The following is a 22,558-nucleotide window of genomic DNA, read 5'->3' as shown; positions in this document are numbered from 1 at the left end:
CAGATCCCCCACTGTGCCCGTGCTCCCGGGATCGTGGCGGCCTGGCGGCGCCGACGCACAAAAGAACGCGCCGGGCCGCAGACCCTCTTCGGCCTGCTGCCCGGCGCGCTGCAAACTCTCCTCTCCGCCCGGCTACGCCAGCTGCTCCATCAGCCTCTCGTCGATATCGAAGTTCGAGTACACTTTCTGAATATCGTCGTGCTCCTCCAACAGCTCGTAGAGCTTCAGCATCGACGACGCCTCTCCCTCTTTCTCCAGTCTCACCGTGGTTTCAGGAATCATGGTCACCTCGACCGACGCCATCGGGACTCCCTTCTTTTCGAAGGCGGCGCGGACGGTCTCGAGCGCCTCCGCGGGCGTGACCACCTCGAACGAGCCGCTGTCGGTGCGCACGTCCTCGGCCCCGTTTTCCAGCGCGATTTCCATGACGGTGTCCTCATCGGCCGCGGTCTTGTCGATCTCGATCACGCCCTTCTTATGGAACATCCAACCGACGCAGCCGTTCTCGCCCAGGTTCCCGCCGTACTTGGTGAGGAAGTGGCGAATCTCGCTGACCGTGCGGTTGCGGTTGTCGGTGAGGACTTCGAGATAAATCGCTACCCCCGCCGGACCATACCCCTCGTACACCACCGACTCGTAGCTCACGCCCGGCAGTTCGCCGGTGCCTTTCATGATGGCTCGCTTGATATTGTCAGCGGGCATGTTCGAGGCCTTGGCGGCCTGAATCGCGGTGCGCAGACGCGGGTTGCCGTCCGGATCCCCTCCTCCCTCGCGCGCCGCGGTCACGATTTCTTTGATGTGCCGAGTGAAAATCTTGCCTCGCTCGGCGTCGAGTTTGCCTTTTTTGCGTTTGATGGTCGCCCACTTTGAATGACCTGACATGGCCATCCTCCTTGTATATTAAGGCGTTACTATTCTCATATATAATCTCCCATTTACTAAAATATATGATGCCCGCAAACTCCGCAAGAGGCGGAAATCGGCCAAACCATCATTTGCCTGCCCCCGCTCCGATCGGCGCTTGCTCCGTCCGCCCCGTATAATACTTTAGGGTGGCCGCGCTGCCCGCTGGGTTGCGCCGACAATAGCAACCGACTAACAGTCAACAAGTTACAAGGATCATGACAACGATGGCCTCAATCTTCAATAGAATCATCAGACGCGAAATTCCCGCCAAGGTGTTCTACGAGGATGACGACTGCATTGTCATCGCCGATCACCGCCCGAAAGACCGCGTGCACCTGCTCATAATCCCCAAAACGGAAACGCCGTCGTTCTTTGAAGCTCCGCCGGAGGTGCTCGCCATGCTCGATGAGAAAACCAAGCTGGTGGCGCGCCGGCTCGGGCTGGAAAACCACTTCCGCATCCAGATCAACAACGGCTACGGCCAGGAGATTCCCCACCTCCACTACCATTTCCTCTCGAACGAGGGAAGCGAGCGGGTGCACTTTGTGGAGGAATAAGACGACCGGGCGCCCTGACGAATGAGAAATCGAGTTCCCGCGCGATACGCCCGCCCAATGAAGTGGAAGAACTCAGCTTTGACTGCGCCACGCTCCAACTGGCTGGCGGGCCCGGTCTCCGGCCGGGCCTGATCGACCTCGCCCCGGAAGAAAGCGAGAGATCGCCCCGCACACCGCCACCACCCAGAAAAACCCGGCCCAGCCGGCCAGGCCGAAAGTCGTGAATGTCGTGGCCACCCGGTCGGGCCAGTAGGTCCGGTACGCCCAGGTGACGGCCAGGGCGAACAAGGTCGCGAAAAGACCGCTGCCCAGCCAGAAACGCCATTTATCGCGAGCTGTCCGAAAGCGCGCCCCGGTCGCGGGCGCCGGCAGCAGCCACCCCCGCCAAGACCCAGACAGGAGGGCTGATATCCCAAGCAGTGTGCTCGTATGCTGGGCGATCCGGCTCACGGGGATCACCTGTCCGAATGCCCGAACCTGCGCCTGGAGAAACGGCAACGCCCGCGCCAGCTCCCCCCCGGGGTGTGTGAAAGAGTCCCAGAAAAAGTGGGTGAGCGCGCCTATGCCGACCGAGAGGACAACAACACTCCACCCACGCACCCCGTGCGGGTGGAACCGGGCCGTGGCCAGCCCCGAAAATCGGCGGTCCCAGGGGGAGGGCAGATTGGTCAGGAGCGGGTACTTGATCAAACCGTGGAAGGCCAGGGCGAACGCTGTCCCGGCCGGGAGGCAGAACAGGAACAGCCCCGGCCAGGAGTGCGACAGCCCCCGGTCAACCGTCGTCATCACAAGGAAATACAGGAGATCCGGGGCCATAGCCCCGGCCATCAGGCCGGACAGGGAGAGTCGGCGCGGGAGGACCGCTTTCAGCGGCAGGCCGGCGGCGGCATGGGCGACAGTAAACGGCATCGTAGTTCTTCTATCGACATCGGCCTCCGATTGTTTCCTTTGGCCGGAACAAACCGGTTGAATCGGGCCTTTTATTCTGCGATTGTCGTTGACAACTGTATAAGTGTGTGTATCTTACCGATATAGAGTGGTACTATGCCCGGATGCGGGGATAGCTCGCCGACCGTTGTGCCGGCGGTAATCTTTAACAGGCACCAAAAAGGAGGTGTATCTAATTGCCGGGCGTCAGAGTTCGAGACGATGAGTCTTTTGAGAGAGCCCTTCGCCGCTTCAACAAGTTTTGCGAAAAGACCGGAGTACTGAGCGACATCAAGAAGCATCAGCACTACGAGAAGCCGTCGGAAGCCAAGAAACGCAAAATGGCTGCCGCGCGACGCAAACAGAGACGGTTGAGAAGACTATCGAGGTACTAAGTCATCGATGAGTCTGCTTGAAACGATAGACAAGGATCTGACTTCGGCCCTGAAGGCCGGTGACCGCCACAAAGCCACCGTCCTTCGGGGTCTGAAGTCGGACCTGAAGTACAAGAAGATCGACAAGGGCGCGGAGCTGACCCACGAGGATATCATCGCGGTCCTCTCCACCGCCGCCAAGAAACGCCGCGAGTCGATAGAGCAGTTTCAGCGCGGCAACCGCATGGACTTGGTCGAGCAGGAGCAGCGGGAGCTTGACCTCATCACCGCATACCTTCCCAGACAATTATCCGAAGACGATCTGCGCACCCTCATCGCCGAGGCGATCCGGGAGACCGGGGCCCAGTCGGCGGCCGACCTCGGGCGCGTGATGAAAGCGCTCATGCCCAAGGTGCGGGGGCAGGCCGACGGCAAGCTGGTCAACCAGCTGGCCGCGAAAATGCTTGCCAAGTGATTTAAAAATCCCCTACGCTATTCCCAGGTTACATCGCACCCACTTCTTGACAGGAGTCGCAGTGGATGAACTGGGTTGATATTGTGCTCTTCGTGCTCTTGCTGGCGATGGTCATCGTCGGCTCGAAAAAAGGGCTCGTCCGGGAGCTGATGGCGTTCCTGGTATTCCTGATCGCCATTGTCGTTTCCGTCAACTACATCGACCGCTTCGCTGTCTGGGTCTATGAGAAAGTCGGGGGGTCGCCTCTGGTTGCGGCTTTTCTGTCGTTTGCCGTGCTCATCGCTCTCTCCTACGCCGCCTTCAAGCTGATGGGGATGGTCTTCTACAAAGTCGCCAACATCAAATCGATCGGGAAGAAGGACCAGATGGGCGGCGCGCTCATCGGCTTCCTCCGCGGGTGGCTGCTGGTCGGGTTTGTCACACTCCTGCTGTTCCTCCTGCCCATGCCGGCCTCGTTCTATACCGCCTTTGAGCAGTCATTCTTCGGGCCGATGGTCGCCAAGACCGTTCCCCTGGTATTCGAAGGCACCGCGCCGGTGCACCCGCGCAACCGCACCTTCATCGCCAAGATAGAGACGGCTCTGCTGACGGCGCAGACGAGCAACAAGAAGACGACCGATGCCCAGCGGTCCGAGGTCTACGAGGTGCTTCACCAGATGCGCCGCTTCTTTGCCACCTCGGACCCCGCCCAGCCGTGATTTGGCTTTTCTTTCGCGGTCCGAGCGGTATATTTAAGCCGACCGACGGTCGGCTTTTTCTTTGCCTGCCGCCGCCGTCGAGAACGCGAAATGATTGACCAGCATACTCTTGACATACTGGAATATCCGAAGGTGATCGCCCAGGTCGCCGGCCGGTGCCTCACCCCCTATGGTGCGGATGAAGTCAACCGCATACGGCCTCTGTACGACCCGGCTGAGATCGAGCGCCGCGGCAGCGAAATCTCGCAGATGAGGGATATCGTCAGCTTCGGCATGGCCTTCCCCCTCGCCCGCATGGAAAACTGCCGCCCCGAACTTCTCCGCGCCCAGGTGGAAGGGGTATTCCTCGATCCCGAGCAGATCCTCCGCGTCCTCGAACTGGTCGAGGTCTCGATCGCCCTGAACGGGTACGACCGGGAGGGGCGCCCGAAGTTCCCGCTCATCGCCGCCTACCTCGAGCAGGTCCGCGCTTTCCCCGAGCTGAAGGCGGAGATCCGGCGCGCCATTGACGAGAACGGCGAGGTGAAGGACTCAGCGTCGCCCAAGCTCAAGCAGGTGCGGGCGGAATTCGGCGACGCCAAGCGGCGCCTCGTCGCCCGCCTCACCGCCATTCAGGCCGACCGCCCCCACCAGGCCGGCGTGCAGGACGACATCGTGACGATGCGCAACGGCCGCTACGTCATCACCGTGCCGTCGAGCTCCTACCGGGCCAACATGGGGATTCTCCACGACCGTTCGCAGACGGGGGCCACGCTGTACATCGAACCGCCGGAGACCGTCGAACTGAACAACCGGCTCAACCTGCTGCAGCAGGAGGAGCGGCTGGAGATCGACCGCATCCTGCGGGCCATCACCGCCGAGATCGCCCGCCGGGGCGAGGCGCTCCTGGAGAACACGCGGCTGATCGGACGGCTCGACAGTCTGTACGCCTGCGCCAAATATTCGAAAGCGGTCGGCGGGAACAAGCCCGCGCTCGGGCCGGAGTCCTCGTTGAGTCTCGTCGATGCCCGCCACCCGCTCCTCGCGGTCCAGTTCGGCAAGCCCGAGGCCGTGGTCGCCAACAGCCTGGCCCTCGATGACCTCCGCCAGGCAATCCTCGTGACCGGGCCCAACACGGGCGGAAAGACAATTTGCCTGAAGACGGTCGGGTTGGCCGTGCTCATGGCGCAATCGGGGCTCCACATTGCCGCCGCGGATAAATCCTCGGTCGGCATTTTCGAATATGTCTGCGCCGACATCGGCGACGAGCAGTCCATCGAGCTGTCCCTGTCGACCTTCTCCTCCCACGTCCGCAACCTCATCGACGGCGTCCGCAAGGCCTCGCCACGCACGCTGCTGCTGTTCGATGAAATCGGCGCCGGCACGGACCCCAAGGAGGGGGCCGCCCTGGCCGAGGCGATCATCCTGCACGCGATCCGCAAGGGGGCCCGCATGATCGTCACCACCCACTTCTCGCAACTCAAGACGCTCCCGATGGACAACCCTGAAATCGAGAACGCCTCGTTCGAGTTCGACCGCACGACGCTCGCCCCGACCTACCGCCTCCAGCTCGGCACGCCGGGGTCGTCCTACGCCATCGAAATCGCCAGCCGGCTGGGCATGTCCGAGGAGATCACCGAGCGCGCCTCCCGGCTCGTCGGGTCGGGGGAAAAATCGCTGGCCGCGCTCATCTCCTCGCTGGAGAGCGAGCTGGCCGTCGTCCGCAAAGACCGCGCCGAACTGACCGACCGGCTCGCCGAGGCCCGCCGCCTCGAGGACACCTACAGGAGCCGCGTGGATGAACTCACGACCAATGTGGAGGAAACGCGCCGCAGGGCGCTCGCCGAGACGGAGGCTTTCATCGAGCAAACCCGCCGCGAGGTCGAGCAGCTGGTGGCCGATATCCGCCGCTCGCAGGCCGAGCCGCAACAGGTCAAGAACTTTCACCGCTCCCTGCGCGAGCGGGCCAAGGAACTTTCGTCGCTGAAGAAAGCCTCGGAGACCCCGGCGCCGGAGCCGGGCCGGTTCGAAAAGGGCGACCGCGTCGAGATTGTCTCCCTCGGCCAGGCCGGCGAGATTGACGAACTCCTCGGCGACGACCGGGCCCGGGTGAAGGTGCGGAATGTCTTCACCACCGTCGAGATCCGCCATCTCCGCCGGCTCGAAGAGGGCGGTGCGCCGGCGCGGCCGGAGGCGACGGGCGCGCGGGTGTCGGCCCGGCCGGTCGAGTCCCCCGAGATCCACCTGCGCGGCCTGACCGGCGACGAGGCCATCGAAGAACTCGAACGCTACCTCGACCGGGCGGTCGTGGCCGGACTGCACCAGGTGTATGTCGTGCACGGCAAGGGGACCGGCGCCCTGCGCAAACGCATCACCGAGTATCTCCGGGAACATCCGGAGGTCGCTTCCGTGCGGCTCGGCAACTGGAACGAAGGCGGCGCCGGGGTCACCATCGTCAAGCTCAAAGAGTAGCCCATGATTGCGCCCGACACAATCGAGCAGGTCCGCCAGGCCACCGATATCGTCGCTCTCATCGGCCAGTACGTCCGCCTCAAGCGCCAGGGACGGCGCCTGGTCGCCGTCTGCCCCTTCCACACCGAGAAAACCCCCTCCTTCTCCGTCTCCCCCGACCGGCAGATGTACTACTGCTTCGGCTGCCAGCGGGGGGGGACGGTGTTCACCTTTCTCCAGGAGCACGAGGGGATGTCGTTCGTCGAGGCCGTACAGTTCCTCGCCCAGAAAGCCAACATTCACATCCGCGAGGACCGCGAGCGCGACGGCCGCCGGGAGGCGAGCGAGAAGATCGCCTACGCCAACAGCGTCGCCCTCGAGTTCTTCCAGAAGCAGTTGTTTAATCCGCGGTACCGGGCGGCGCTCGAGGACTATCTGATGAAGCGCCGCGGCATCACGCGCGATACCATCCGCGAGTTCCAGCTCGGCCTGGCCGGCGAAGAGTGGGACAGCCTCCTCCGTTTCGCCCGTCCCAAAGGCCTCTCCCCCGAGGATCTCGTCGAATGCGGACTGGCCCTGTATTCCGACAAGTCCCGCCAGCACTACGACCGTTTTCGCCAGCGCCTCATGATCCCCATTTTCAACCTGAGCCAGAAGCCGATTGCGTTCGGCGGGCGAACGCTGAAGAAGGGCGAGACGGTCAAGTACATGAATTCGCCGGAGACGGCGCTCTACTCCAAGGGCAGTGTCCTGTACAATCTCAATTTCGCCCGCGATCCCATTCGCAGCGAAAACGCCGTCTTCGTAGTCGAGGGCTACTTCGACGTCATCTCCCTCTGGCAGGCGGGCGTGAAGAACGTCGTGGCCTCGTCGGGAACCGCTTTCAGCTTGCCGCAGGCCCGGCTTTTGGCCCGCTTTGCGGAGAGCGTCTATCTCTTTTTCGACGCCGACTCGGCCGGCCGGGCTGCGGCCCTCCGCTCGGTCGACGTGCTCTACGACGCGGGGCTGGAGGTGAAGGTTGTGGTGGCGCCGCCGGGCGAGGACCCCGATTCGGTGGCGCGCGCGCACGGCCGCGAGAAAATCGAGCAGCTCCGCCGCGCCGCGGTTGGATACATCACATATCGAACGCAGGATATCGACGTGCGCCGCGCGGGCATCATCGGGCGGGAGAAGCTGGTCAAAGAATTCGCCGCCCTCGGAGCGCGCATCGCCGATCCCACCCGCCGCAGCCTCTTCTGGGAGGAGGCGGCCACGGTGCTCGGCCTCAATCCCGACCTGCTCATTTCGGCGGCTCCGCGGGAGGCGGCTGCCGCCGAGACCGCGCCGGCCAAGCGGGCGCGGAAATACGATCCACTCGCCCTCCACCTGCTCTCCCTCATGCTCCATAACCCGGGCGCCATTGACGCGGTTTTCGAACGCGTGGCCCCGGAGGATTTCGAGGCCCCCGAACTGACCCGGCTCTATGCCGCCATGGCCCGGCAGTACCGCGTGACCGGCGAGATCGACGCCCGCGGACTGGTCGACACCGCGCAGGACGAGGCCTTTCAGTCGCTCATCGCTGCGGTCGCCGCCATCGAATGGGAGCCCGACAAAGTGGAGGCCGAGGCCCGCAAGATGCTGAAGGAGTTCCTCACGCAGAGAAGCCGCGCGAGCCTTCCCGAACTGAAACGGCAGCTCGCCGAGGCGGAAGCGGCCGGGGACCGGGAGGCGATCGCGCGGCTGATGGCGGAGATTCACCGCCGGGTGCAATGATGCTGCGCTCGCTGACCATCCGCAATGTCGCGCTGATCGACGACGCCGAGCTAGAGTTCGGCCCCGGTCTGATCGCCCTGACCGGCGAAACGGGGGCCGGCAAATCGGTCATCGTCACCGCCCTCGCCCTCGCCCTGGGCGGCCGGGCCGACCGCGAATTCATCCGCCACGGCTCCCCCACCGCCGCCATCCGGGCGGTGTTCGAAGATCCCGCGACCCGCACCCGGTGTGAGGTCTTCCGCGAGATCGCGGAGACGGCGGGGACCTCGAAGCTGACGATCGACGGCGCCCCGGCCGCTGTGGCCCAGCTCCGCGAGCGGGCCGCGCCGATGGCGGAAATCCTCGGCCAGCACGCCGGGCAGATGCTCATGAACGAGGACAACCACCTGTTGTTCCTCGATCGCTTCGCCGGCCTCGAGCCCGGGCGCGGCGAGGCGGGGCGGCTGTTCCGCGAGTGGCGCGAGACGGCCGAGGAACTGCGCCGCGTGCGCAGCCGCCGCGACCAACTGGCCGCCGAGCGCGAGCTCCTGATGTTCCAGCAGGCGGAGATCGAGAAGGCGCAGGTGCGGGCCGGCGAGGAAGAAGGACTTGAGCGCGAACGCCGCATCCTTGATGCCGGCCGCAGCCTCATGGAATCGGCAACCAGGATCACCGACGCGATCGGGGGCGACGACGAAAGCATCCTCGACCGCCTCCAACTGGCGCGCCGGGAGCTGGATAAGATGGCCGCGGTCGACCCCGCCCTGGAAAAGCAGGCCGAGACGCTCGCCGAGATCGACTTCCAGCTCGAGGACCTTCGCCGCCACCTCGAGCAGTACGGCGCTTCGATCGAGGACAACCCGGCGCGGCTCGAGGAAATCAACTTCCGCCTCGATGAGCTCTACGGCCTTAAGAGGAAATACGGCGGGTCGGAGGAGGCGGTGCTGGCCGCGCTCGAGCGCATTCGTGAACAACTCAAGGAACGTCCCGACACCGATTCGCTCATCGCGGCGCTGGAACGGCAGGCTGAACAGTGCGCCGCAACATACGCCGACCACGCCCTCCGGCTCACGGCCGCCCGCCGCCAAGCGGCGGCCGATCTGCGCACCCTCGTCATTGAGGAACTCGCGGAGCTCGCCGTCGACCACGCCAGTTTCCTGTGCGACTTCGCATACGAAGAGGACGAGGGGGGCGTGATCCTCGGCGATCGCGCCGTGCGGCCGCACGAAACCGGCCTGGAACTGGTCCGCTTCCTGTTTTCGGCCAATCCCGGCGAACCCCTCCGGTCGCTCGTCAAGACCGCTTCCGGCGGCGAGATCTCGCGGGTCCTTTTGGCCCTCAAGTCCGCCGAACTTCGCCATGGCCGGCTGGGACCCGGTCTGCTCGTGTTCGACGAGGTGGACGCCGGCATCGGCGGCCGGACGGCCAACGAGGTGGCCCGCAAATTGAAGAAACTGTCGGTCTCGTGCCAGGTCCTGGTGATCACGCACCTGCACCAGATCGCCCGCCTGGCCGACCAGCACTTCGTCGCGGAGAAGACCGTCGCCCGGGGCAAGGGAAAGCGGACCGTGATCACGGTGCGGCGGCTCGACGGCGCCGCCATCCGGCAGGAAATCGACCGCATGGTCGCCCTCCCCGAACCGCCGGGCCGCTAAGCGCTCCCGTCCCGGCGCCCGCCGGCCGGAGAGCTTTATGGACGGCCGGAGACAAGTTTTCAGTTGCATCGCCGAGGAGCGGCTCCGGATATTTCTCTTGGCTCACCGTTGCCTGTGTTCTTTGGCCCTTTATGTGAAGGAGAGAACAGTTCATGGCCATGATCAAAGAATTCAAAGAATTCGCCATGCGCGGCAATGTCGTCGACATGGCGGTCGGTATCATTATCGGCGCCGCGTTCGGCTCGATAGTCAAGTCGCTTGTCGATGACGTCATCATGCCCCCGATCGGCTTGCTGCTCGGCAATGTCGATTTCTCCAGCCTCTTTGTCACGCTCAAGGAGGGTGCGACAGCCGGACCCTACGCCACTCCCGCCCTCGCCAAGGCGGCCGGGGCGGTCACCCTCAACTACGGCCTCTTCATCAACAGCATCATCAGCTTCCTCATCGTCGCTTTCGCCGTCTTCCTGCTCGTGAAGAATGTCAACCGTCTCAAGAGCAAGATGGAGACGCCGGCTCCGGCGGCGGTCCCGACCACCCGGGAGTGTCCGTTCTGTCTGTCGACCATTCCTAAGGCCGCGACGCGCTGCCCGCACTGCACGTCGCAGGTGCAGGCCGACAAGGTCTGATTGCGCACCTCGGCTCGATACCGCACGGCGCCGCTCCGGCCGGGGCGGCGCCGCAGCTTTTTCGCGGCCGCGGAATCGGCCGGCGCTCCGCCGTGTGCCGGCGCCGGAAATCTTCTTGCCCGATGGCGGTCCGTACCGTAGTTTTGGAGAAATCGGCGCCGGCGGCATTCCCGCAGTCGGCGGGCCTCGAACCGGTCACACTCCTGAGGAGGTTCTTGTGAGAGTTTTCCTGTCGGCATGCGTTCTCGCAGGCGCGCTCGCGCTCGTCATCGGCTGCAGCAGCCCGCAGACCGCCAAGATCGGCGATCGCGTGAAAATCGAATATGTGGGAAAGACCGATGACGGCGTGGTGTTTGACAGCACGACGGCCGGCCAGGGCATCGATTTCGTCATCGGCCAACGGCAGGTGATCCCCGGCTTTGAAAACGCCGTCGTCGGAATGGCTGTCGGCGAGACCAAGTCCGTCTCCATCCCGCCGGAAGAGGCTTACGGACCCCACCGGCCCGAACTCACCCACACCTACCCGGCCGACAGCTTCCCCGACAACATCCAGCCGGAGCTCGGGATGCAGCTCCAGATGCAGACGCCCGACGGCCAGCCGGTGACTCTCGTCATCACCGCCATCGATCGGGACAGCAATGTTACGGTCGATGCCAATCACCACCTCGCCGGCAAGACCCTTCTGTTTGATCTGAAGCTGGTGGAGATCATGGCGGTCGCGGGTGACGGGGCCGAGGAATAGGGCGCGTCAGCCAATCCGTTGTCTCACGGGGCGGTTTCGCCCCGTTTTCTTGTTCGGCCGGCCAACCCATTGCGTTACCGCACGTTACCGCGAGCTTCCCCGGGGCCTATCGGCCCCCCCGCGCGCCGGTCGCTCCTTTGCGGCGCGATTTTCGAATATTCCCGCCCCCCAGTTCGTAATGATCTGGAAGGAACAATCGCACGGTTGAAACGAGACATGGTCGCCATGCGTACGGACACTACCCTGATTTCGGCATGTGTCGCCGGAGATAAGAAAGCTTTCGGGCAGCTCGTGGAGCGGCACAAAAAGCAGGCCTACCTCTGGGCGCTGGGGTTGGTCGGCAACAAGGATGACGCCTACGACATTTCGCAGGAGGCCTTTCTGCGGGCCTACCGGTCGCTCGACCGTTTCGACCGGACTCGGCCGTTCGCGCCGTGGTTTTACGCCATTGTCGCCAACCTGTCCCGATCCTGGCTGCGGCGCCGCGCGCTGCAGAACCGTCGCTCGGTTGACCTGGACGACGTCTCCTACCTGCTCACCACCGAGAGCACGCCCGAACAGGAGTACGCCCGCAAGGCGCTGGTGGGGCAACTGCGCGCGGCGCTCATGCGGCTGCCCTACAACGACCGCGAGATCATCGTCCTCCAGCACTTCCGCAACATGTCGTACGACGAGATCGCGGAGCTGCTGGGAATCCCGCGCGGCACGGTCATGTCGCGGTTGTACTACGCCCGAAAGAAACTCGCCACCGAAATGAGGCACTGCCATGCGTAACGAGATCCGAGAGCTCCTGGTCGGCTATCTCGACGGCGAGCTGTCCGATGAGGAGCGGACAGCGGTCGAGGCAGCCCTTGCCGAAGACCCCGATCTTCGGGCCGAGCTGGAGGAATTCCGCAAACTCAAAGAGGTGACCGGTATGGCTCAGTATGCCGACCTGCCGCCGCAGGTCTGGGAGCAGTATTGGGAATCGCTCTACCGCAAACTCGAGCGCGGGGCGGGGTGGATATTCCTCTCGCTCGGTGCCATCGTTCTCCTGGGCTTTGGCCTTTACGAAGCCTTCCGGGGGATGTATTATGATCCCCTGATCCCGCTGTGGGTCAAGGTGGGCGTCTCCGTCGGCGCGGCCGGCGTCGTCATCCTGCTGGTGTCGTACGGACGGGAGCGCTATTTCGCGTTCACGCGCGACCGGTATCGGAGGGTCCTCAGGTGATAGTTACTACCTCGGAGTTCATTGCGCACAAGCGCATTGCCAAGACGCTCGGGCTGGTGCGGGGGAACACGATCCGCGCCCGCCACCTCGGCCACGACATCGCCGCCCTCTTTCGCAACATCATCGGCGGCGAAGTCAACAACTACACGAAGCTGATCGCGGAGGCCCGGGAACAGGCGCTGGACCGGATGATTGAGGAAGCCCGCGGCCTGGGCGCCAACGGCATCGTCGCCGCCCGCTTTGCCACGGCCGAGATAATGGCCGGCGCCGCCGAGATCGTCGCCTATGGAACCGCGGTCGTTCTTGAGGACGAGTAGTCGCCTCTTTGCCGGGGCCGGCCGCGCGGCGGCTTGACATGACGCCCGTGCGCCGTTAATTGCGTCATGGCCGATAGCCCGACCGACACCCCGCGTTCCCCGCTCGCGCCGCCCCGGGCCGTGGCGTTTCTTTTCGGCGCCTACCTGGTCGGTCTGATCGTGTTCGCGGCCGCGCGCCTGGTCTTCCTTCTGCATTTCCCGCACGAGGTGCGCGCCGCCGGCCTCGGTCCCCTCCTCCTCGCTTTCGCCGTCGGCCTGCGCTTTGACACGGTGGTCATTGCTGCCGTTCTCCTGCCGCTGGTGGCAGGACTCCCCTTTCTCATGCGCCGCCCGCGCCTCGGCCTCGCCATCATTTACCTGGTGGCCGTCTGCAGCGTCCTCTTCCTCCTCCTGCTCGGCGACATCCGCTTCTTCGAGGAATTCGATAACCACCTGAATTTCCACGTCATCGACTACCTCACCGAGGGGCGAACGGCCTGGAACCTTGTCTTGTTCGATTCCTCGTTCTGGTCGCTGACCGGGGTGTGGGTCGCCCTGGCCGGGCTGCTCACGCTCGGCCTGCTCGTCGTCCGGCGGCTGGTCCGGCCGCTCCCGCTGGTGCGCCGCTGGCCGGTCGCCACCGGCTACACGGTGCTGCTCGTGCTGCTGGCGGCGCTGGGTATTCGCGGCCGGGTGGATCTCGCCCCCATCGACTGGGGAGTGGCCTACTTCAGCCACAATCACTTCATCAACCAGCTCGCCCTCAACGGCGTGTACACCCTCGGGCGCACCGCGACCGAGCACGACGGCCGGCTCTCCGCCCTCCGGCCGCCCGACCGCTGGGAGTTCACCGAGTTCTCCGAGGCCATCGACACCGTCCGGGCCATGCTCGACCTGCCCGGCGACACCTGGCTGGAGCCGGGCCGGTCGCTCCGGCGGACCACGCATCAGCCGGAACCGAAATTCGGCTTCCGGCCCAACATCGTCCTTGTCCTCATGGAGAGTTTCTCCGGCCGCAATACCGGCGTGCTCGGCTCCCCGGAGAACCTCACGCCCTGTTTCGATTCGCTTGCCCGCCGGGGGATCCTCTTTTCGAATTTCTTCGCGACCGGCACGCGGACCTCGTACGGCATCGCCGGCGCCATCGGTTCCTTTCCTTCGGTCCCCGGCCGGTCAATCCTCAAGCGCTATGAAGCGCGCCACCCCTTCGTGATGCTGTCGGAGATTCTCCGCCGCCGCGGCTACGTCAATGCCTTCATTTACGGCGGCGACCTTGTCTTCGACAACATGGGGGGATTTCTGCGGACGAAAGCGTACGACCGCATCCTCGGCGAGGAGGATCTTGGGCGGGAGCGGTCGTTCTCCAAGTGGGGGATTCCGGACCACCTCCTGCTCCGCAGCGCGCTCGAGCTGGCCGACACCCTCCCCCGGCCGTTTCAACTGACCATCCTGACGCTCTCCAATCACAGTCCGTTTGAATTGCCCGACTCCTCCGTGCGCCGCTATCAGGGGGACGACCGGCTCTCGCGGATCTACAATGCGCAGATCTATGCCGACTGGGCGATCGGCCGGTTCATGGCAGAGGCGGCCGACCGGCCGGTCTTCGACAGCACCATCTTCGTCTTCACCGCCGACCATGCTCTCTGGGGCGTGGCGAGCAACTCCCTGAGCCCCGTGAACCTCCACATTCCCCTGCTCATCTACGGCCCGGCGCTGCTGGGCGACTCGGGGCGCACGATCGCCACCTACTCGGGGCAGTGCGACCTGCTCCCCACCCTCATGGGACTCCTCGGAGGGGACTACACGCACGAGAGCTGGGGACGGGACATCCTCCGAGTCCCCCCCGCCGACTCCGGCTTCGCCATATTCAACAGCTCGTATCGGATAGGGTATCTCGTCCCCGACTTCTTTCTGCTGGAACACCTCGGCGGCAAGCCCGGCCTGTTCGACCCCGACTTTCTCGGACAGGAAGAGGCCATGGTGAACGAGCAGTACCCCGATGTTCTCCGGCGTCTGCAGAGGCGGCTGCACTACTACCTGCAGGCCGCCGAGCAGGCGACCCTCCCGGAGGCGCAGCGGCGCGGGCTTTAGCGCCCGCCCAGGCTGACCCGCAATCGAATCTCATGCCGGCCGAGACGCGATTTGCCCGGATCCTCCGCCCCGTCGCGGCGCGGCGGCTCGTCGGCGGTCGGAAACAGCGGACCGTCCACCATGAGCCCGCCGCCCGCAATTTCGTTCAGCAGATCCGCCTCAGCCCGCCCGCCCCACTCCAGCACCACCCCGACTTCCGCATCCGGCGCCGCGGGCACCCGGTACTGCCGAACGGCCGACTTCCCCAGCGGCACCTGGAACTCGTAGACGAAGAAACCCTGGTCGAAACCGGCGGCGGCCGATGGTCCCTCCTCCCCGGTGGCCGGAATCGGTTTGGTCTCAATTTCATCGCGGATGGCAATCCGAAGTTCTTCCGCCCGGAGCGTGTCGCCGGGCGCCGCTGACCGCAGGCGGCGAAGCTCGGCCTGCAACGCCGCCGGCACGCCGTCGGTGCCCGCCGGCATTCCCCGATAGTGAAGCACGAACCGCTCGCCGAACCCCCCCGTCGGATCCAGCGCGAGCGTCAGCCCCTCGCTCCTGATCTGGGCCGCGTACTGGGGGTCGCGGAACCGCAGCAGCACGAACAGGCGTTCGCCGTCGGTGGCCGCCCCCACGACGACGCGGTCGGCTTCGATGTACCGCGCGCTGAGCGCATCCCAGTCCCGCGCCGCGCCATCGGCCGCCAAGCCGTCGCTGCGGTCGGCCACGATAGCCAGGGTCCCGCCTCCCCCGCACCCGGCAGCCGTCACCGCCGCCGCCAACGCCGCGCCGAACACCCATGCGCATCGGTTCGCCATAGTCTGCTCCGTCTCCCAATCCACGTCATTCACTGGTTCACCCCCTCAATTTGACATTGGCCGCAGACCTCCGCAATGTTTAACCGCTGCTGACGGAGACCTACGGGGAGGGTGCGCCGGAGCCACCGCAACCTCTTGCGGCACAGCGAGGGGCGCCCTCCGAACGGACGGCAGTCGGCGGGCCGACTCCGGCGGCGCCCGCACCGGGCCACCCCGCCGGGGGAGCCCCCCAAAATATCGCTTGACAAAATCCGCCAACAGAGACTAATTCTATCCAGTATCGCCGGCACGGTCAACCGTCCTGCGTCCGGCGCACTCACACCGTCAGTGTCTTTTGCATGCGGAGATATGGGCCGCTGTCCAGGCCGGCCCGGGAGCGAGTATGGGCGCAAGACAGGATGGCGATGCGCCAGGCGGATTCATCGGCAAAACTGCCCGACATCGGTTGTCATTCGTATGAGAACCCTAACCAAGGAGGACGTCATGTTCACCCGGAGGTTTGCAGCACTCACCCTCGGCGCCGCGCTGGTGTCATTGGCGGCGGCCCCGGGCGTCATGAGCAAAGACGAGGGGGCATCGGCCGCCCCGGCGGCGGCGCCGGCCGCTGCCGAGGGGAAAACGTGGTATCTCGTGATTTCTCCGCACACCCAGGAGGGTTGTCTCGCGGCGCTCGACAGCGTGGCCGCCGAAGGCGCTGCGGTGCTGCAGCAATTCGACTGGGGGTGCATGGCGGGCGACCACACCGGTTACGCCCGGGTGCAGGCGGCCGGCAAAGCGGAGGCGCTGAAAATGGTGCCGGCTTCACACCGGTCCAAGGCGCGGGCGATTGAGCTGAACAAGTTCACCCTCGACCAAATCCGCGCTTTCCACGAGAGCCACTAGCGGCGGTTGCCGCAAGGGCCTCACCCCCGCGCGCGGCAGGCCCGGCCTGAGCCTGCCGCGCCCGGTGAGGCATAAGCCCGTCCCGGCGGCGCCGCTATCCGAGACTTCCGACCGCGGCCTCCACACCGTCCAGAATCTCGCACGACCGGACCACCTCCCGCATCGCCGTGTGGTCCGGGTAGAGCGGCCGGTCGATGTCGAGGAACGCGACGTGGCGGCGTACGATGTCATGCACGGTCCGGGTGCCGACGCCGAACTTGTAGTCGCGGAAATCGAGCGCCTGGGCCGCCGCCATGAACTCGATCCCCAGCACCCCGTAGGCGTTCTCCAGGATCTGGTCGTTCTTGATCGCGGTGTTCATCCCCATCGAGACGAAATCCTCCTGATCGGCGGCGGCCGGGATCGACTGCACCGACGCCGGCATCGAGAGTATTCGCTGCTCGACAATCAGGCTGTCGGCCGTGTACTGGGAGAGCATCAGCCCGGAGAACATCCCCGCCCCTTTGGTGAGGAAGGGGGGCAGTCCGACCGACAGGGCCGGGTTGTTCAGACGGTTCATCCGGCGCTCCGAGAGGACCGACACCATGGTGATGCAGTATCCGGCCATGTCCATGGGCACCGAAACGGGCGTCCCCTGGAAATTTGCGCCCGAGAGCTGGAGATTCTCCTCCGGCCAGAAAATGGGGTTGTCGCCGACCCCGTTGAGTTCGATCTCGACCTGTGCGCGGGCGTAGGCGAGGGCGTCGTGAGCCGCGCCGATCACCTGCGGCGTCGACCGCATCGAGTAGGCGTCCTGCACCTTGCAGGGAACCCGTCCCTCGGCCAGGTCGCCCCCTTCCACCACTTTGCGAATCGCTTTCGCCGACCGCACGGCGCCCGCGAATCCGCGGATCTCGTGCAGCTTGGGCGTGTACGGCTTCATGTTCGCCCGCAGCGCCTCCAGCGACATCGCGCAGGCGATCTCCGCCTGCTTCAGCCACCGGTTGGCGTCGTGCAGAAACAGCGCCGCCTTGGCCGTCATCACGTTCGACCCGTTGATCGTCGCCAGCCCGTCGCGCGCTTTCAGCCCCGGGATCGGGATCCCCGCCCGCTCCAGCGCCGTCCGCCCCGGAAGCAGTTCGCCGCGGTAGTAGGCTTTCCCTTCTCCCATCATGAGCAGGGCGATCTGCGCCATCGGCGCGAGATCGCCGCACGCCCCGACCGATCCCTTGAGACAGACATAGGGGGTGACTCCCCGGTTGAGCATGGCCACGAGGGTCTGGGTGATTTCCGGCCGGCAGCCCGAGTTGCCGTGGGCGTGGACATTGACCCGCGACGCCATCGCCCCGCGCACCGCCTCCAGCCCCATCGGTTCCCCGATCCCTGCGGCATGGTTGTAAATCAGGTACTTCTGAAAATCCTGCACCTGGTCGTCGGACAGCACAACTTCCGAAAACTCCCCGATTCCCGTGTTGATGCCGTACATGATCTCGCGCGCCTCGATCTTGCGCTCCAGCATTGCCCGGCAGGCCTTGATGCGCTCGAGCGCCTCCGGCGCCAGTTCCACCGCTTCATTGTGCCGGGCGATCCGCACCAGCTTCTCAATGGTCAACCCGGACCCATTCAACACAATCGGCATATCGAAACCTCTGCTTCCCAAACATCATTGATTCGCGGTCTCATCTTCTGCAGGCCGGGACTCCCGCGGTCCCGACACATTCGCTTCCCCGCCGGGCGCTCCAGACCGGCGCCCATGCGGAGGCGAACTGATTGACTCACGCCACGCCCGCCGCTTCGGCGGATCGGCGACTCGATCCTCAATTGTGCGTGAATTGTCCGCTCAGGTGTCGGGGAGACCCGAGGCGGAGGTCGGCTGGTACCGGGTCATGATGGTCGTGACCGGGCGCGGATCGGGAGTCCGCAGCGTGATGTTTGCCGTCTGGTAGCTCATACTCTCGCCGCCAGGGAGTGAATTCCGCCTCTGGCGCCTCCAAGATAGATGCAGAAACGGCATTGTCAACCTGATTCGCATGGTCTATACTGCGGGAGCGACCTCCAGGTGAAAGGGACCGGATGTTCGACAAGTCAGACCTGAATGAATACCTGCGCCGCCAGGTGTTTGTCGCGTTCGATACCGAAACCACCGGTCTCTGGGCCCCGGTCAACCGGGTCGTCGAGATCGGGGCGGTGAGGTTCGAGCTCGAGGTCGAGGGGGGCCGGTCCTTCGAGTCGCTCATCAATCCCGAGCGGACTATGCCGCTCGATGTCATCCGGGTGCACGGGATCACTGATCAGATGGTCGCCGAGGCGCCCCTGGCGGCCGATATCCTCAAGCAATTCAAGGAATTCTGCGGGAGCGACACGGTCCTGATCGCCCACAACGCCCCGTTCGACATCTCCTTTCTCGGCATGGAGTTCAGCCGCGCCGGGATCAGTTACCCGGAGAATATCATTGTCGACACGGTCGACATCCTCCACCGCACGGTCCCGGGCCTTCCCTCCTACTCACTCGAGGCGCTCGCCCGCCGGTTTCGCTTTGCGCAGGTTCAGGAGCACCGGGCGCTGGCCGATGCCCTTCTGGTTGCCGCGTTGTTCCGTCTGGCGGCGCCCGGTCTCGAGGGGATCGGCAAGAAGGAAGACTGGGGAAGAAACCTCGCGGCCTATCGCATGGCTGAGTGGCACGACGACAGCATCCGCCTCCCCGAGGAGTTCGCCGCTCTTGACCGGGCGGTCCGCCTCAATCAGCGGATCACGATCGTTTACGAAGCGCGGCCGAATGCGCCGCAGCGCCGCACGATTCAGCCGCGCCGCATTCACAGGCTGCGCAACGCTTACTACATCGAGGGCTGGTGCGAGAAAGCCAGAGCCGACCGCACGTTCCGCCTCGACCGAATCACCCGGTACACGCTGGAAGAGTGAACAGGGGCGGCCGGCCCGGCATCACTGCCGGCGATGACGGGATCGCCTCGTCAACCTTCCCCCTGTCCTCCGCCCCAATTACCGCCGATTGCCTCCCCCATTTGAACATCTCGGCTTCATCCGCGTACATGATCATTGAGCGGACTTTTTAAACGACAACTACTCGCTGGAGGAGGTCTCACGGTGAATCTCATCGGTCTCGTGATTGCCGTTGCCCTGCTCGCCTTCGTCCACGAAAGCCTCCATGCGGCCACGGCGGCGCTGTTTGGCGAATACGGATCGTTTCGTGTGCACTGGTATGGCTTTGAAGTGATTTACCGGACCGCGGTCGAATTGCGCGCGGGAATTCACTGGGCGCTCATCGCCGGCCTGCCCAACCTCGTGACCGTGCTACTGGGCTACCTGCTGCTGACCGGGCGGAGCGTATTCGCCCGAATCGCGCCGCTGGCCGGGCGTTCCCTCGCCTACTGGGCGACTCTCATTTTTCTGCTGGCCGATCCGCTGAATATTGCGGTCGGGCCCTTCTTGTACGGGGGGGACGCCGGCGGGATCGCCCATGGCCTCGGCCTCAACCAGTACTTTCTCCAGGCACTCGCGTTCGGCGTCTTCCTGTGGAACCGGGAACTGGTCGCCTCCCGCCTCTTGCCGGCGTTCGGGGTCGTCACCAGCCACCCCCTTTTCCGCCCCTGGCTTTCCGGCGGGCCAGCGGCCGGTGAATAGAGCCGGCGGCCGCCGCCTGCGGCCCCGGCCGCAGGGGCGGTCCGGGCCGCGCCGAATTTGATGCATGCGTTCCTTTAACAACCGGCCTATATTGCGGCATGGTTGATCGGTCGCGAGGATTTTTCGACCGCTGGGGGCTTCTCGTCGTCCTCGCTGTCGCCCTCCTGGTGCGCGTGGTCTATCTCTTCCAGTACCACGCCACCGGCGACTGGTCGCAGCTCACGGTCGACGCCAACTACCATCACCACTGGGCGCAGGATATTGCCGCCGGCGATGTCTTCGGCGACACCACCTATTTCCGCGCCCCCTTCTATGTGTTCTGCCTCGCCCTCCTGTATGCGGTCTTGGGCGACTCTCTCTGGATCGGGCGGCTCTTCGGCCTGGCGATCGGCCTGGCCTCGGTCGCTCTCACCAGTCTGCTGGCGCGCCGGCTCTTCGGCGCGAAAGCCGGCTTTTTCGCCGGCCTGGTTCATGCTCTCTGTATGATGGCCGTCTATTTCGAGCCGGAACTGCTGGTCGATCCGCTCTACACCCTTCTCCTGCTGGCGGCGTTGCACGGCTTCGTGACCTGGTATGACTCGCGCGCCGTCCGCGATGCCCTCACGTTCGCCGTCCTCCTCGGCCTCGCCGCCATCACCCGGCCCAACGCCCTCGTGATGGTTCCGGTGGCGGTTCTCGTGCTGGCGGTCCGGTGGCGCCGCATCGCCGCCCCGGTCCCCCACCTCGGGGCGCTCGCCCTCGGTTTGCTCCTCGTCATCGGCCCGATCACGCTCCGGAACTACCTCAAGGCCGATGATCCCGCTCTCATCGCCACCTCGGGCGGCATCAACCTCTACATCGGGAACAACCCCGAGGCCGACGGTGCGGCGGCGGTGCTGCCGCCGCCCATGGGTCCCTACTGGCGGCTCGAACAGACCGAGTATATCGCCGAAAGCGACCTCGGCCGCGACCTCACTCCGGGCGAGGTGTCCGCCTACTGGACCGATCGGGCACTGGCCTGGATGAAAGACAACCCGGGCGCCTTCCTCCGCCTCTACGCGCGGAAATTCTTCCTCTTCTTCAGCAACGCTCCGGTCTCCAATAATCGCGACCTCGAACCGTTCATCAGTCGGATCGCCGTCCTCCGTCTCAACCCGGTCCGCTTCGCGCTCGTCTTCGGTCTGGCCGTGGCCGGCCTCGCCGCCGGCGCGCTTGCGTCGCGGCCGCTGCGCTGGATACTCCTGTTTGTCGCCCTGTCGATCCTCAGCGGCGCGGTCTTCTTCTACGCGACCCGGTTCCGCCTGCCGCTGGAACCGGTGTACTTCGCGCTGGCCGGGTTCGCCCTCGCCCGACTGCCCGACCTCTGGCGCGAGAGCCGTCTCCGCTGCGGCGCCGCTCTCGGAGGCGGCATCCTCGCGGCCCTGGTTTCGTTCGCCCTGCCCGGGCCGCCGGTCACCGGCTACTCCATCCACCCGCTGGTCGAGGCGGGCGGGTATGAGTATCAGAAGGGGAATTATGTCCAGGCCTGGCGGCACTACCAGATGGCGGCGGCTGTCGACTCGGTCTACCCCGGCGTCAACACCAACATCGGGTCCGTGCTCCTGGCCCTCGAGCAGGCGGACTCCGCCGAGGTGTACTTCCAGCGGGAGGTGCGTTTCAACCCGTGGTACGCTCCCGGCTGGACGAGCCTGGCGCACGTGGCCATGGCGCGCGGCGATCTCCGCGGCGCGATCGGTATGGCCCGGCAGGCGCTCGCCCGCGCCCCCTATGCCGCCGGTCCCAACCTCGTTCTGGTGCGCGCCCTCGCCGCCGACACGGCCGTGTCCGATGACTCGCTGGCGGGGGAAATCGCCCGCGCCGCGCAGCGCGCCCGGGACGACATCTACCTGCTGCAGATGGGGGCGGAGCTGCTTTTGAACCGGGGCGCACTCGCGCCCGCCAGCCGTTTCGCCCGCCGCGCGCTCGAGGCGGAGGGCCCCCCGATCGAAATGGACCACGAGGCGTTTCGCCACGACTTCCGCAACAGCCGCGACAAACTCAACAGCCAGCGCGCCGCGGCCGCTGTTCAACTGGCCTACATCGCCGGCAACGGCAACGACATCGAGTCGGCCATCGCCTTTGCCCGCAGGGCCGTCGAGCTGGCGCCGCACCAGGCCGAGGGATACTTGAATCTGTATTCGGGTCTGACGGCCGCCGGACGGACGGCCGAAGCCGGGGCGCTGCTGAAAGAGATGGCGGAACGGTTTCCCGACAACCGCTTTGTCCGCGAGATGCTCAGGCGCCGCTGAGCCCCCCACAGCACTGCCTCCGATGGGCAAAAAAAGAAGGGCGGATATGAATCCGCCCCTACGGTAGAGAATGCCCATTTCGCTCCGCGCCCGGCGCCTTGCGGCTCCGGGGCACTTCCCGCGCGGCCCGACCAGCGGGCCCTGGTCATTCTCCATAAGAAGTATCGGCGCCCCGGGGCGCCGACTTGAGCGGAAAACTCGATCTTTTTCTCCCCGTGCACAAAAAAAGACCGGGCCCGGATTTGTCGCCGGGCCCGGTCGCGGGATTTGGTGGAG

Annotated in this window: 21 protein-coding genes; 17 read left to right on the top strand and 4 right to left on the bottom strand. The window is 65.2% G+C overall.

All coding sequences use genetic code 11. The features are described 5' to 3' along the window. Positions 1–132: 132 nt before the first annotated feature. The gene (locus tag KA261_13365; GenBank protein ID MBP7698791.1) at positions 133–882 is read right to left on the bottom strand and encodes a YebC/PmpR family DNA-binding transcriptional regulator; all 750 of its coding nucleotides are present in this window, start codon (positions 880–882) and stop codon (positions 133–135) included. A 248-nt stretch (positions 883–1,130) separates the two neighbouring features. On the opposite strand from KA261_13365, the gene KA261_13360 reads away from it, so the two are divergent. Then, entirely contained in the window at positions 1,131–1,463 is a 333-nt protein-coding gene (locus KA261_13360; protein ID MBP7698790.1) for an HIT domain-containing protein, read from the top strand. Positions 1,464–1,535: 72 nt separating this feature from the next. Here KA261_13360 and KA261_13355 read toward each other — a convergent pair whose 3' ends face one another. Further along, positions 1,536–2,372 (bottom strand): DUF4184 family protein, encoded by an 837-nt coding sequence (locus tag KA261_13355; GenBank protein MBP7698789.1) that lies wholly within the window; start codon positions 2,370–2,372, stop codon positions 1,536–1,538. A gap of 215 nt (positions 2,373–2,587) precedes the next feature. On the opposite strand from KA261_13355, the gene rpsU reads away from it, so the two are divergent. The 12 genes from rpsU (at position 2,588) to KA261_13295 (ending at position 14,718) form a co-directional block, all read left to right on the top strand. Then, positions 2,588–2,785: a 30S ribosomal protein S21 gene (gene rpsU, locus KA261_13350; GenBank protein MBP7698788.1), complete on the top strand. Its 198-nt coding sequence runs from the start codon at positions 2,588–2,590 to the stop codon at positions 2,783–2,785. Between the two features lie 7 nt (positions 2,786–2,792). Then, entirely contained in the window at positions 2,793–3,239 is a 447-nt protein-coding gene (locus KA261_13345) for a GatB/YqeY domain-containing protein (protein ID MBP7698787.1), read from the top strand. Between the two features lie 65 nt (positions 3,240–3,304). Beyond that, a complete protein-coding gene (locus KA261_13340; protein MBP7698786.1) occupies positions 3,305–3,937 on the top strand; it encodes a CvpA family protein in 633 nt (210 codons plus the stop codon). Positions 3,938–4,027: 90 nt separating this feature from the next. Further along, positions 4,028–6,388, top strand: a complete 2,361-nt coding sequence (locus tag KA261_13335) for an endonuclease MutS2 (GenBank protein ID MBP7698785.1) — start codon at positions 4,028–4,030, stop codon at positions 6,386–6,388. A gap of 3 nt (positions 6,389–6,391) precedes the next feature. Further along, entirely contained in the window at positions 6,392–8,119 is a 1,728-nt protein-coding gene (locus KA261_13330; protein ID MBP7698784.1) for a DNA primase, read from the top strand. Further along, entirely contained in the window at positions 8,119–9,753 is a 1,635-nt protein-coding gene (gene recN / locus KA261_13325; GenBank protein ID MBP7698783.1) for a DNA repair protein RecN, read from the top strand. Before KA261_13330 ends, recN begins: the two co-directional genes overlap by 1 nt. Positions 9,754–9,911: 158 nt before the next feature. Continuing rightward, positions 9,912–10,379 (top strand): large-conductance mechanosensitive channel protein MscL, encoded by a 468-nt coding sequence (mscL, locus tag KA261_13320; GenBank protein ID MBP7698782.1) that lies wholly within the window; start codon positions 9,912–9,914, stop codon positions 10,377–10,379. Between the two features lie 268 nt (positions 10,380–10,647). Then, complete coding sequence (locus tag KA261_13315; protein MBP7698781.1) at positions 10,648–11,121, top strand: peptidylprolyl isomerase; 474 nt, start codon at positions 10,648–10,650, stop codon at positions 11,119–11,121. 225 nt (positions 11,122–11,346) lie between these two features. Beyond that, entirely contained in the window at positions 11,347–11,895 is a 549-nt protein-coding gene (locus tag KA261_13310) for an RNA polymerase sigma factor (protein MBP7698780.1), read from the top strand. Further along, entirely contained in the window at positions 11,888–12,331 is a 444-nt protein-coding gene (locus tag KA261_13305) for a zf-HC2 domain-containing protein (GenBank protein ID MBP7698779.1), read from the top strand. Before KA261_13310 ends, KA261_13305 begins: the two co-directional genes overlap by 8 nt. Next, positions 12,328–12,648, top strand: coding sequence for a YbjQ family protein (locus tag KA261_13300; GenBank protein MBP7698778.1), 321 nt, complete (start codon positions 12,328–12,330; stop codon positions 12,646–12,648). The genes KA261_13305 and KA261_13300 overlap by 4 nt, the downstream gene beginning before the upstream one ends. Positions 12,649–12,714: 66 nt before the next feature. Next, positions 12,715–14,718 (top strand): sulfatase-like hydrolase/transferase, encoded by a 2,004-nt coding sequence (locus KA261_13295; protein ID MBP7698777.1) that lies wholly within the window; start codon positions 12,715–12,717, stop codon positions 14,716–14,718. On the opposite strand, the gene KA261_13290 is transcribed toward KA261_13295, so the two are convergent. Next, the gene (locus KA261_13290; GenBank protein ID MBP7698776.1) at positions 14,715–15,515 is read right to left on the bottom strand and encodes a hypothetical protein; all 801 of its coding nucleotides are present in this window, start codon (positions 15,513–15,515) and stop codon (positions 14,715–14,717) included. The two genes, KA261_13295 and KA261_13290, sit on opposite strands and share 4 nt — an antisense overlap. Before the next feature lie 456 nt (positions 15,516–15,971). Between KA261_13290 and KA261_13285 the strand changes: the two genes are divergently transcribed. Further along, complete coding sequence (locus KA261_13285) at positions 15,972–16,397, top strand: hypothetical protein (GenBank protein ID MBP7698775.1); 426 nt, start codon at positions 15,972–15,974, stop codon at positions 16,395–16,397. A gap of 94 nt (positions 16,398–16,491) precedes the next feature. Here KA261_13285 and KA261_13280 read toward each other — a convergent pair whose 3' ends face one another. Continuing rightward, positions 16,492–18,015: an aromatic amino acid lyase gene (locus KA261_13280; protein ID MBP7698774.1), complete on the bottom strand. Its 1,524-nt coding sequence runs from the start codon at positions 18,013–18,015 to the stop codon at positions 16,492–16,494. Positions 18,016–18,449: 434 nt separating this feature from the next. On the opposite strand from KA261_13280, the gene KA261_13275 reads away from it, so the two are divergent. From KA261_13275 to KA261_13265, 3 genes are all read left to right on the top strand, one after another. Further along, a complete protein-coding gene (locus tag KA261_13275) occupies positions 18,450–19,295 on the top strand; it encodes a WYL domain-containing protein (protein MBP7698773.1) in 846 nt (281 codons plus the stop codon). A gap of 183 nt (positions 19,296–19,478) precedes the next feature. Beyond that, entirely contained in the window at positions 19,479–20,015 is a 537-nt protein-coding gene (locus KA261_13270; GenBank protein ID MBP7698772.1) for a hypothetical protein, read from the top strand. Between the two features lie 98 nt (positions 20,016–20,113). Further along, positions 20,114–22,282 carry a glycosyltransferase family 39 protein gene (locus tag KA261_13265; GenBank protein MBP7698771.1) on the top strand — a complete coding sequence of 723 codons (2,169 nt, stop codon included), beginning with the start codon at positions 20,114–20,116 and terminating at the stop codon, positions 22,280–22,282. Positions 22,283–22,558 lie beyond the last annotated feature (276 nt).

It is taken from the genome of Candidatus Zixiibacteriota bacterium (assembly GCA_017999435.1).
Taxonomy (GTDB): Bacteria; Zixibacteria; MSB-5A5; order GN15; family FEB-12; genus JAGNLV01.
Note: the sequence above shows the minus strand (reverse complement) of the source record. Positions and strands in the feature narration are given on the sequence as shown.

What these genes read in the sequence shown, in the direction of transcription:
- mscL (MBP7698782.1), top strand. Translation starts at nt 9,912, where the DNA reads ATGATCAAAGAATTCAAAGAATTCGCCATGCGCGGCAATGTCGTCGAC.
- KA261_13360 (MBP7698790.1), top strand. Translation starts at nt 1,131, where the DNA reads ATGGCCTCAATCTTCAATAGAATCATCAGACGCGAAATTCCCGCCAAG.
- KA261_13285 (MBP7698775.1), top strand. Translation starts at nt 15,972, where the DNA reads ATGAGAACCCTAACCAAGGAGGACGTCATGTTCACCCGGAGGTTTGCA.
- KA261_13305 (MBP7698779.1), top strand. Translation starts at nt 11,888, where the DNA reads ATGCGTAACGAGATCCGAGAGCTCCTGGTCGGCTATCTCGACGGCGAG.
- recN (MBP7698783.1), top strand. Translation starts at nt 8,119, where the DNA reads ATGCTGCGCTCGCTGACCATCCGCAATGTCGCGCTGATCGACGACGCC.
- KA261_13295 (MBP7698777.1), top strand. Translation starts at nt 12,715, where the DNA reads ATGGCCGATAGCCCGACCGACACCCCGCGTTCCCCGCTCGCGCCGCCC.
- KA261_13310 (MBP7698780.1), top strand. Translation starts at nt 11,347, where the DNA reads ATGCGTACGGACACTACCCTGATTTCGGCATGTGTCGCCGGAGATAAG.
- KA261_13290 (MBP7698776.1), bottom strand. Translation starts at nt 15,515, where the DNA reads ATGGCGAACCGATGCGCATGGGTGTTCGGCGCGGCGTTGGCGGCGGCG.
- KA261_13345 (MBP7698787.1), top strand. Translation starts at nt 2,793, where the DNA reads ATGAGTCTGCTTGAAACGATAGACAAGGATCTGACTTCGGCCCTGAAG.
- KA261_13330 (MBP7698784.1), top strand. Translation starts at nt 6,392, where the DNA reads ATGATTGCGCCCGACACAATCGAGCAGGTCCGCCAGGCCACCGATATC.
- KA261_13275 (MBP7698773.1), top strand. Translation starts at nt 18,450, where the DNA reads ATGTTCGACAAGTCAGACCTGAATGAATACCTGCGCCGCCAGGTGTTT.
- KA261_13355 (MBP7698789.1), bottom strand. Translation starts at nt 2,372, where the DNA reads ATGCCGTTTACTGTCGCCCATGCCGCCGCCGGCCTGCCGCTGAAAGCG.
- KA261_13335 (MBP7698785.1), top strand. Translation starts at nt 4,028, where the DNA reads ATGATTGACCAGCATACTCTTGACATACTGGAATATCCGAAGGTGATC.
- KA261_13365 (MBP7698791.1), bottom strand. Translation starts at nt 882, where the DNA reads ATGTCAGGTCATTCAAAGTGGGCGACCATCAAACGCAAAAAAGGCAAA.
- KA261_13280 (MBP7698774.1), bottom strand. Translation starts at nt 18,015, where the DNA reads ATGCCGATTGTGTTGAATGGGTCCGGGTTGACCATTGAGAAGCTGGTG.
- KA261_13265 (MBP7698771.1), top strand. Translation starts at nt 20,114, where the DNA reads ATGGTTGATCGGTCGCGAGGATTTTTCGACCGCTGGGGGCTTCTCGTC.
- KA261_13340 (MBP7698786.1), top strand. Translation starts at nt 3,305, where the DNA reads ATGAACTGGGTTGATATTGTGCTCTTCGTGCTCTTGCTGGCGATGGTC.